This window comes from Ramlibacter sp. AN1015, assembly GCF_037726105.1.
Classification (GTDB): domain Bacteria; phylum Pseudomonadota; class Gammaproteobacteria; order Burkholderiales; family Burkholderiaceae_C; genus Ramlibacter.
The window spans coordinates 173,185-181,706 of the sequence record NZ_JBBJUM010000010.1 but is presented as its reverse complement, the minus strand read 5'-3'; the positions used below and the strand labels follow the sequence as shown (position 1 = coordinate 181,706).

The 8,522-nt window shown below is 67.7% G+C and carries 8 protein-coding genes and 3 tRNA genes; 1 reads left to right on the top strand and 10 read right to left on the bottom strand.

Annotated elements, in window-relative coordinates; translation table 11 throughout:
- Nucleotides 1-42: 42 nt before the first annotated feature.
- From WG922_RS16730 to WG922_RS16720, 3 genes are all read right to left on the bottom strand, one after another.
- Nucleotides 43-117 (bottom strand) — tRNA-Thr (locus WG922_RS16730).
- A 50-nt stretch (nucleotides 118-167) separates the two neighbouring features.
- Nucleotides 168-241: transfer RNA gene (locus tag WG922_RS16725), tRNA-Gly, on the bottom strand.
- Nucleotides 242-349: 108 nt separating this feature from the next.
- Nucleotides 350-435: transfer RNA gene (locus WG922_RS16720), tRNA-Tyr, on the bottom strand.
- Nucleotides 436-558: 123 nt separating this feature from the next.
- On the opposite strand from WG922_RS16720, the gene WG922_RS16715 reads away from it, so the two are divergent.
- Nucleotides 559-1,647 (top strand): patatin-like phospholipase family protein, encoded by a 1,089-nt coding sequence (locus WG922_RS16715; RefSeq protein ID WP_340283903.1) that lies wholly within the window; start codon nucleotides 559-561, stop codon nucleotides 1,645-1,647.
- 139 nt (nucleotides 1,648-1,786) lie between these two features.
- Here the strand turns inward: WG922_RS16715 and WG922_RS16710 are convergent, their stop codons facing one another.
- The 7 genes from WG922_RS16710 to WG922_RS16680 all read right to left on the bottom strand — a co-directional run bounded on the left by WG922_RS16710 (nucleotide 1,787) and on the right by WG922_RS16680 (nucleotide 8,500).
- Entirely contained in the window at nucleotides 1,787-2,560 is a 774-nt protein-coding gene (locus WG922_RS16710; protein WP_340283902.1) for a uracil-DNA glycosylase, read from the bottom strand.
- Between the two features lie 20 nt (nucleotides 2,561-2,580).
- The gene (gene trpC, locus WG922_RS16705) at nucleotides 2,581-3,369 is read right to left on the bottom strand and encodes an indole-3-glycerol phosphate synthase TrpC (protein WP_340283901.1); all 789 of its coding nucleotides are present in this window, start codon (nucleotides 3,367-3,369) and stop codon (nucleotides 2,581-2,583) included.
- Entirely contained in the window at nucleotides 3,369-4,403 is a 1,035-nt protein-coding gene (gene trpD, locus WG922_RS16700) for an anthranilate phosphoribosyltransferase (protein WP_340283900.1), read from the bottom strand. The genes trpC and trpD overlap by 1 nt, the downstream gene beginning before the upstream one ends.
- A 17-nt stretch (nucleotides 4,404-4,420) precedes the next feature.
- A complete protein-coding gene (gene ltaE / locus WG922_RS16695) occupies nucleotides 4,421-5,473 on the bottom strand; it encodes a low-specificity L-threonine aldolase (RefSeq protein WP_340283899.1) in 1,053 nt (350 codons plus the stop codon).
- Nucleotides 5,470-6,045 (bottom strand): anthranilate synthase component II, encoded by a 576-nt coding sequence (locus WG922_RS16690; protein WP_340283898.1) that lies wholly within the window; start codon nucleotides 6,043-6,045, stop codon nucleotides 5,470-5,472. Before WG922_RS16690 ends, ltaE begins: the two co-directional genes overlap by 4 nt.
- A 4-nt stretch (nucleotides 6,046-6,049) precedes the next feature.
- Nucleotides 6,050-7,564 (bottom strand): anthranilate synthase component I, encoded by a 1,515-nt coding sequence (trpE, locus tag WG922_RS16685; protein WP_340283897.1) that lies wholly within the window; start codon nucleotides 7,562-7,564, stop codon nucleotides 6,050-6,052.
- Nucleotides 7,565-7,837: 273 nt separating this feature from the next.
- On the bottom strand, nucleotides 7,838-8,500 hold the full coding sequence (locus tag WG922_RS16680) for a phosphoglycolate phosphatase (protein WP_340283896.1): 663 nt from the start codon (nucleotides 8,498-8,500) through the stop codon (nucleotides 7,838-7,840).
- Between the last annotated feature and the right edge of the window lie 22 nt (nucleotides 8,501-8,522).

Here is an 8,522-nt window from a genome sequence, read left to right as displayed (position 1 = left end):
TTTTCGCCCTTCGAAAAAAGTAACTAGACGGTCAATATCAACTGGTGCCCTTGGCGGGAATCGGACCCGCGACCTCTCCCTTACCAAGGGAGTGCTCTACCACTGAGCCACAAGGGCGAAATTCTTGGTCGTTCGCCACGGAAACCGTAGTGCACACCAGCGATCCGTGGAGCGGGAGACGGGAATCGAACCCGCGTCATTAGCTTGGAAGGCTAAGGTTCTACCATTGAACTACTCCCGCATCGGGCACGTTCAACAGCCCTCGGCAGGCCTCCTGGCGCTACCACTCGATCGCACGCACACTACTTTTTTACCGCTCGCCGCCCCTGCAGAGCACACGCACTGCAGGTGGTGGAGGAGGCTGGATTCGAACCAGCGTAGGCGTAAGCCAACAGATTTACAGTCTGCCCCCTTTAGCCACTCGGGCACCCCTCCGGCGAACCTCGAAATATAGCACGCTTCAATCCACCCACTTTTCGCCGGCGCGGACAAACCGAAAAAACGCGATCGTTCGCTCATGCCTGCCGCAGCCTGCTGCGACGCAACAGAATGGACGAAATGGAAACCCTCGATTGTGCCTCAAGAAAATCGGTATCTCTCGCTCTGCAGGGGGGCGGCTCGCATGGCGCGTTCACTTGGGGCGTTCTGGATTGCCTGCTGGCCGACGGCCGCTTATCGATCGCCGGGCTCAGCGGAACCAGCGCCGGGGCCGTGAACGCGGTGGCGCTCGCGAGCGGACTGGCCACGGCCCAAGGCTCGGCGGACGCGCAGGCGACCGCAAGCCGCGGCGTTCTCACGCAGGTATGGGAGGACGTCGGCCACTGGGGGGCGCTCGGCGAGCTGCATTCGCGGTTCGGTCGTGCACTGTGGGGCGGGTTCGGTCACGAGTGGGCGCGCAGCAGCTTGCACGCGCTCTCGACGCTGGTGTCGCCCTACCAGGCGAACCCGCTCAACCTGAATCCCTTGCGTGACCTGCTGGCCCGGCGCATCGATTTCGAAGCGATCCGCGCGCCGGGCCGCCCGCCGGTGTTCGTGTCCGCCACGCACGTGAGCACCGGCAAGGCCCGCATCTTTCACGGAGCGCGTCTGAACGCGGATGCGGTGCTTGCCTCGGCCAGCCTGCCGACCTTGTTCCCTGCGGTCGAGATCGATGCAGAGCCCTACTGGGATGGCGGCTACGCGGTCAATCCGCCGCTCACGCCGCTGATCGACAGCTGCGGCGATGCCGACATCGTGATCATCCAAATCAACCCGCTGCGGCGCGAGGGAGCACCGCGTACGGCACGGGAAATCCTCGACCGCATGAACGAGCTGACCTTCAACGCCTCGCTGCTGACCCAGGTGCGCGCGATCGATCTCATCAACCGGATGCTCGCCGAGGGCTCGCTCGCCCCCGGCACCCGCAAACTGGTGCGGCTGCACCGCATCGACGGCGGCGCCGACATGCTGGCGTACTCGGCCGCGAGCAAGTCGCGCAGCAGCCCGACCCTGCTGCGCGAGCTGTTCGCCATCGGGCAAGCTGCGGCTCGGCGCTGGCTGGACGCGCACTACGATGATCTCGGCAGGCACGGCACGATCAACATCGCCGATGACTATCTGGACGACACGCGGCTCGACTGGAGAAGTTCGACCCTGCCGGGGTGCTGATGCGTTTGCTACGGACGGACTCCACTGCGCGGTCCGCCACTGCCGCCAAAGCGCTGCCGACCGAAACACGAACGCGGGGCCAAGCCCTGCCGCGCTCAACGCAGCCGTTATCTTGCAGACGCGCTATGAGGAGGCAGCATTACAGGACATCGAGGACGCCGCGGGCGGCGAGCCAGGCGCGCGCCTGCTCAAAATGCCCACTGCCGAGAAACGGTAGCGGCGCGCGCCGGGCGGACAGCGGCGACGGGTGGTTGCACTGCAGCACCAACGCCTCGCGTCCGTGGGTGCGCGCCTCGTGCAGGATCAGTCCTGCCTTGGCCTGGGCATGTGCGCCCCACAGCAGATAGACGCAAGGCGTGGCCGCGCCGGCCACCTGCTGTAGCACGGCATCCGTGAGCCGCTCCCAGCCCTTGCCGGCGTGGCTGCCGGGTCGCCCTTCCTCGACCGTCAGGCACGCGTTGAGCAGCAGCACGCCGCGTCGGGCCCACGCGACGAGGGAGCCGTCCTGGGCAGCGATCCCGAGCTCCTTGTAGATGTTGCGTAGCGAGGGAGGAAGCTTCACGCCGGGAGCCACCGAAAACGCGAGCCCTTCAGCCTGGCCGGCGCCGTGATACGGATCCTGGCCGAGGATCACGGCACGCACCTCGGCACGTGGCGTGAGCTCGAGCGCGCGCAGCGGCTGCGGCGGGAAGATGCGTGCCCCAGCCTCGATGCGCGCGCGCACGAACTCGCCGAGGGACTGGCCGGCATCGCTTGCGAAGAAGGCGTCCACCGTCGGGCGCCAGTCGGCTGAGACCGGCCATCGCTGCGGCTGCCAGGCGACGAGCGCACCGGGCGCACCGGGCGCACCGGGCGCACCGGGCGCATCGTGCGTCGTGGCCTCGAACAACGCCAGCGTCTGCTGCACCGACATCGGGGCTGCGTCGCGCGGCATCAGCCGAACAGTTCGGCCAGTGCCTCGCCGGGATCCGGCGCGCGCATGAATGCTTCGCCTACCAGGAAGGCATGCACGCCTGCTGCGCGCAGAACCTCCACGTCGGCGCGCCCGAGGACGCCCGACTCGGTGACCAGCAGGCGCTCGGGTGGCACCTGCGGAAGCAGAGAAAGCGTGGTCTGCAGCGAGACCTCGAAACTGCGCAGGTTGCGGTTGTTCACACCGATCAGCGGCGTCTTCAGGCGCAGTGCCCGCTCGAGTTCGGCGGCGTCATGCACCTCCACCAGTACCGCCATGTCCAGGCTGCGCGCGATCGCCTCGAGCTCGCTCATGCGGGAGTCGTCCAGGCACGCTGCAATCAGCAGAATGCAGTCGGCGCCCATCGCGCGCGATTCGTACACCTGGTAGGGATCGACCAGGAAATCCTTGCGCAGCACCGGCAGATCGCAGGACGCACGGGCCTGCTTCAGATGGTCGGGCTGCCCCTGGAAGAACTGCCGGTCGGTCAGCACCGAGAGACAGGCCGCGCCATGCTCGGCATAGCTCTGCGCAATGTCCGCGGGCACGAAGTCTTCGCGCAGCACGCCTTTGCTGGGGCTGGCCTTCTTGATTTCGGCAATGACTGCACTCCTGCCCTGTGCGATGCGGCGGCGCAGGCTACCCTCGAAATCGCGCGTGAGCACCCGGCTTTCCGCGTCGGCCCGCACCGCTTCCATCGACAGTCGCTTGCGGGCGGCCGCAATCTCCTCGTGCTTGACGGCGACGATCTTCTGCAGGATGTCCGACATCACTCAGCCCCCTGCTGCGACGCGACGCGGATCAGCTCGTCGAGCTTGGCCCGCGCAGCGCCGGACTCCAGCGCGGCGCGCGCGCGCCCGATGCCCGCCGCAATGCCGTCCACCACGTTCGCCGCATAGAGCGCGACACCGGCGTTGAGGATGACGATGTCGCGCGCGGGTCCGGGCTCGTTGTTCAGCACGGCCAGCAGCATGGCGCGCGACTGCTCGGCGCTCTCCACCTTCAATGCGCGGTTGCTCGCCATGGGCAGCCCGAAGTCTTCCGGGTGGATCTCGTACTCCGAGACCTGCCCGTCCTTGAGCTCGCCCACCAAAGTCGCCGCCCCGAGGCTTACCTCGTCCATCCCATCCCTGCCGTAGACCACCACTGCGTGCTCAGCGCCGAGGCGCTGCAGCGCGCGCACCTGGATACCCACCAGGTCGGGGTGGAACACTCCCATCAGGATGTTGGGCGCACCCGCCGGGTTCGTGAGCGGCCCCAGGATGTTGAAGATGGTGCGAACGCCCAGCTCCTTGCGCACCGGCGCCACGTTCTTCATGGCCGGGTGGTGGTTGGGCGCGAACATGAAGCCGATGCCGACCTCATCGACGCAGCGCGCGATCGCCTCGGGCGCCAAGTGGATGTTCAGTCCCAGGCTCTCCAGCACGTCGGCGCTGCCGCATTTGCTGCTGACGCTGCGCCCGCCGTGCTTGCTGACCTTTGCGCCTGCGGCGGCGGCCACGAACATCGAGCAGGTGGAAATGTTGAAGGTGTGCGAGCCGTCGCCGCCGGTGCCCACGATGTCCACCAGGTTGCGCTTGTCGGCGATGTACACCTTGGTGGCGAACTCGCGCATCACCTCGGCCGCGGCGGTGATCTCGCCGATCGTTTCCTTCTTCACCCGCAAGCCGGTGATCAACGCGGCGGTCATGACCGGCGACAGCTCGCCGCTCATGATCAGCCGCATGATCTTGAGCATCTCGTCGTGGAAGATCTCGCGGTGCTCGATCGTGCGCTGCAGCGCTTCCTGGGCGGTAATGGGCATGGCTGACTCTCCTTGTCTCAGGCCGTGAAGAACTCGCGGATGGCCGCCACCGCCCGATCGACGCCGGCGAGATCGACATCCAGGTGCGTGACGAAGCGCAACCGGTACAGACCGGTTGCCAGGATTCCGTGGCGCTCCAGGTGCGCCAGCAGGTCGATCGAGCGTGCACGCGCGGGTCCAACCAGATCGACGAAGACGATGTTCGTGTCGGGCGGCTGCACGCGCAGCGCCTCGACCCCGGCAAGGCCCTCCGCTAGCCGCCGCGCCAGCGCGTGGTCTTCGGCGAGGCGTTCGACGTGGTGCTCGAGCGCGTGCGCACACGCGGCAGCGAGCACGCCCGCCTGGCGCATCGCGCCGCCGGCCATCTTGCGGATGCGGCGTGCCCGCCCGATGAAGTCGCGCCCTCCGCACAGCGCCGAGCCCGCCGGCGCGCCCAGCCCCTTGCTGAAGCAGACCGAGACCGAATCGAAGTGCCCGGAGATGCGCCGCGCCTCGTCGAGCGCCGCGGCGTTCGACACCGCTGATTCGGCCACGGCCGCATTGAACAGCCGCGCACCGTCGAGGTGACGGGCGAGCCCGTGGCGTGCCGCAAGTGCGGTGGCATCGGCCAACCACTGCGCCGGCATGCGCTGGCCGCCCAGCGTGTTCTCCAGCGCCAGCAGGCGGGTGCGCGCGAAGTGCGGATCGTCCGGCTTGATGGCGGCTTCGATGTCGGCCAGCGCGAGCGTCGCGTCCGGCTGATGGGCGATCGGCTGCGGCTGCACGCTGCCCAGCACCGCCGCGCCGCCGGCTTCCCAGCGGTAGCAGTGCTGCATCTGCCCCACGAGGTACTCGTCTCCGCGCCCGCAGTGCGCAAGGATGGCGCAGAGGTTGCTTTGTGTTCCGCTGGGCACGAAGAGCGCCGCCTCGAACCCCAGCAGGCCGGCAATGCGCTCCTGCAGCGCGTTCACGCTCGGGTCATCGCCGAACACGTCGTCGCCGAGCGGCGCCGAAAGCATCGCCTCGCGCATCGCGCGCGTCGGCCGGGTCACCGTATCGCTTCGCAGATCGACCAGGGGCGATGTGCTCATCGTGCCTGCTCCAGAAAATTCTTCAGCATCGCGTGGCCATGCTCGGTGAGGATGGACTCCGGATGGAACTGCACTCCTTCAATCGGCAGTTCGCGGTGGCGCACGCCCATGATCTCGCCGTCGTCCGTCCAGGCCGTGGGCGCCAGTGCCGACGGGCACGAAGCCGGCTCGATCGCGAGCGAGTGGTAGCGGTTCACCGTGAAGCGCTCGGGCAGCCCCCGGAAAACGCCGCGCCCATCGCAGCGGATCTCGCTGGTCTTGCCATGCATCAGCGCACGCGCGCGCACGATGGAGCCGCCGAAGGCCGCGCCGATGCTCTGGTGGCCCAGGCACACGCCCAGGATCGGCAGCTTTCCTGCGAAGTGCCGGATCGCCTGCACGGAGATGCCGGCCTGCTCCGGCGAACACGGGCCGGGCGAGATGACCAGCAGATCGGGCGCGCGGGCTGCGACATCGGCCACGCTCACCTCGTCGTTGCGAACCACCTCCACGGACGCCCCCAGTTCGCCGAAATACTGGACGAGGTTGTAGGTGAAGCTGTCGTAGTTATCGATCATCAGCAGCTTGGTCATGGCATCACTCCAGGCCTTCTTCGACCAGCTCCGAGGCACGCAGCAGCGCCCGCGCCTTGGCCTCGGTTTCCTTCCATTCGAGCTCAGGCACGGAGTCGGCGACCACGCCCGCGGCCGCCTGCACGTAGAGGGTCTGGTCCTTCACCACTCCCGTGCGGATAGCGATCGCCACGTCCATGTCGCCGGCGTAGCTCAGGTACCCGCAGGCACCGCCGTAGATGCCGCGCTTGCTCGGCTCGAGCTCGTCGATCAACTCCATGGCGTGCACCTTCGGCGCGCCGGTGAGGGTCCCGGCGGGGAAGGTGGCGCGCAGCACGTCCATGTTGCTCATGCCCTCGTCGAGCACACCCTCGACGTTGCTCACGATATGCATCACGTGGCTGTAGCGCTCGACCACGAAGGCTTCGGTCACCTTCACGCTGCCAGTGCGTGCGATGCGCCCGATGTCGTTGCGCGCCAGGTCGATGAGCATGACGTGCTCGGCCCGCTCCTTGGGGTCGGCCAGCAGTTCGCCTTCGGTCTGCTTGTCCAGAGCCGGCGTGGAGCCGCGCGGGCGGGTACCGGCGAGCGGCCGGATGGTCACTTTCTGCCCCACGTCGGTCTGCTCCTGGCGCACCAGGATTTCGGGCGACGCGCCCACCACATGGAAATCGTCGCCCGCCGCACCGCTGAAGTTGTAGTAGTACATGTACGGGCTCGGGTTGACCGCGCGCAGCGCGCGGTACAGCGAGAGCGGCGATTCGGTGAAGCGCTTCTTGATGCGCTGGGAAACCTGCACCTGCATGAAGTCGCCGGCGGCGATCAACTCCTTCGCGCGCTCGACGGCCTGCAGGTAGTCCGCCTTCAAGAATTCGTGCTCTGCCGGAAAGCCCTGCGTCGGCTTCACGGCGGGCGCGCTCACCGAGTACTTGAGCAGTTCCTTGAGCTCACGCAGGCGCTTCTTGGCCGTGGCGAACGCTTCGGGCTGCGCAGGGTCGGCGTAGACGATGAGGTACAGCTTGCCCGAGAGGTTGTCGATCACGGCCAGTTCCTCGCACTGCAGCAGCAGGATGTCCGGACAGTCCAGGCTGTCGGGCGGACAACTGTGCACCAGCTTCTTCTCGATGTGCCGGACGGTGTCGTAGCCGAAATAGCCGGCCAGTCCCCCGCAGAACCGTGGCAGGCCTGGACGCAGGGCCACCTTGAAGCGCATCTGGTAGGCCGCGATGAAATCGAGCGGGTTGCCGTAGTCGGTTTCGACCACCTGCCCGTCACGCACCACCTCGGTTCGCGCGTCGGCACCGAACCCGCTGGAGCGCAGCAGGGTGCGCGCGGGCAGCCCGATGAAGCTGTAGCGGCCGAATCGCTCGCCTCCGACCACCGACTCGAGTAGGAAGCTCAGGCGACCGGTGCCGCGGCCATGGGCCAGTTTCAGGTACAGCGACAGCGGGGTTTCGAGGTCCGCGAAGGCCTCGGCGATGAGGGGAATGCGGTTGTAGCCTTGCAGCGCAAGGCTTCGGAATTCGAGTTCGGTGATCATGGTGAGCCTCCACAAGCTCGGCGGCGCAGGGCCGCGGGATTCGATCGGCTGCCCCGGAAACCGGAGCGTCGGGGGCACGGGATGCCCCCGTGCAATCAGGTACGCACGTTCACTGGCTTGCGCCAGGGCCAGGCTCCCCGGTCGGAGCGACCCGTGATGCTGGTGCGGTGGATGAACATGGCGGCCAGTGTAGCAAACGGTAGCGCGCGATCCGGCCGTGCGCGGGGTCGCGGCGAATGCATCCAGCGCGAGGCCTTGCAGCCTGGTCGGCGCTCAGGCCCGCAGGTCGGCAATCGAGTCGAGCACCGCGTCCGCATCGACCTTCTGCACGGGCTGTCCGTGGTTGTAGCCGTAGCTCACCAGCACCACCGGACATCCGGCGGCGCGGGCTGCCTGGGCATCGTTGACCGAGTCGCCCACTACCAGTGTGCGGGAGGGCTCCACGCCCAGCGCGCTGCACGCCATCAGCAGCGGCATCGGGTGCGGCTTGCGTTTGGCGAAGCTGTCGCCGCCGAAGACCAGCTCGAACTCGCCGGCGAGCCCCGTCTTCGCGAGCAAGGCCTGCGCGAACGCCAGCGGCTTGTTGGTCACGCAGGCCATGCGCAAGCCGCGGCCGCGCAGCTTCCGCAGCCCCTCACGCGCGCCGGGATACACGCGCGCATGGCGGCCGTTGACTGCTTCGTACTGGCGCTGGTAGGACCGCCACGCCGCGTCGAACTGGTCCGCTCGGCCCTGCGCCGCGGCCAGGACCGAGCGCACCAGGTGCTCGGAGCCCTTGCCGACCAGCGCGGCGATCCGCTCCGCCGACAGGGGCGCGAGCTGCAGTTCGGACAGGGTCGCATTCAGGGCGACGGTGAAATCGGGGAGGGTATCGACCAGGGTTCCGTCGAGATCGACGATGGCCGCCTGGAGACGGGACAGATCGGGGGTGCTCATGCCACGCGAGTGTGCCGCAGGC

Coding starts and splice junctions, on each gene's coding strand:
- WG922_RS16715 (WP_340283903.1), top strand. CDS start 559: ATGGAAACCCTCGATTGTGCCTCAAGAAAATCGGTATCTCTCGCTCTG.
- WG922_RS16710 (WP_340283902.1), bottom strand. CDS start 2,560: ATGTCGGTGCAGCAGACGCTGGCGTTGTTCGAGGCCACGACGCACGAT.
- trpC (WP_340283901.1), bottom strand. CDS start 3,369: ATGTCGGACATCCTGCAGAAGATCGTCGCCGTCAAGCACGAGGAGATT.
- trpD (WP_340283900.1), bottom strand. CDS start 4,403: ATGCCCATTACCGCCCAGGAAGCGCTGCAGCGCACGATCGAGCACCGC.
- ltaE (WP_340283899.1), bottom strand. CDS start 5,473: ATGAGCACATCGCCCCTGGTCGATCTGCGAAGCGATACGGTGACCCGG.
- WG922_RS16690 (WP_340283898.1), bottom strand. CDS start 6,045: ATGACCAAGCTGCTGATGATCGATAACTACGACAGCTTCACCTACAAC.
- trpE (WP_340283897.1), bottom strand. CDS start 7,564: ATGATCACCGAACTCGAATTCCGAAGCCTTGCGCTGCAAGGCTACAAC.
- WG922_RS16680 (WP_340283896.1), bottom strand. CDS start 8,500: ATGAGCACCCCCGATCTGTCCCGTCTCCAGGCGGCCATCGTCGATCTC.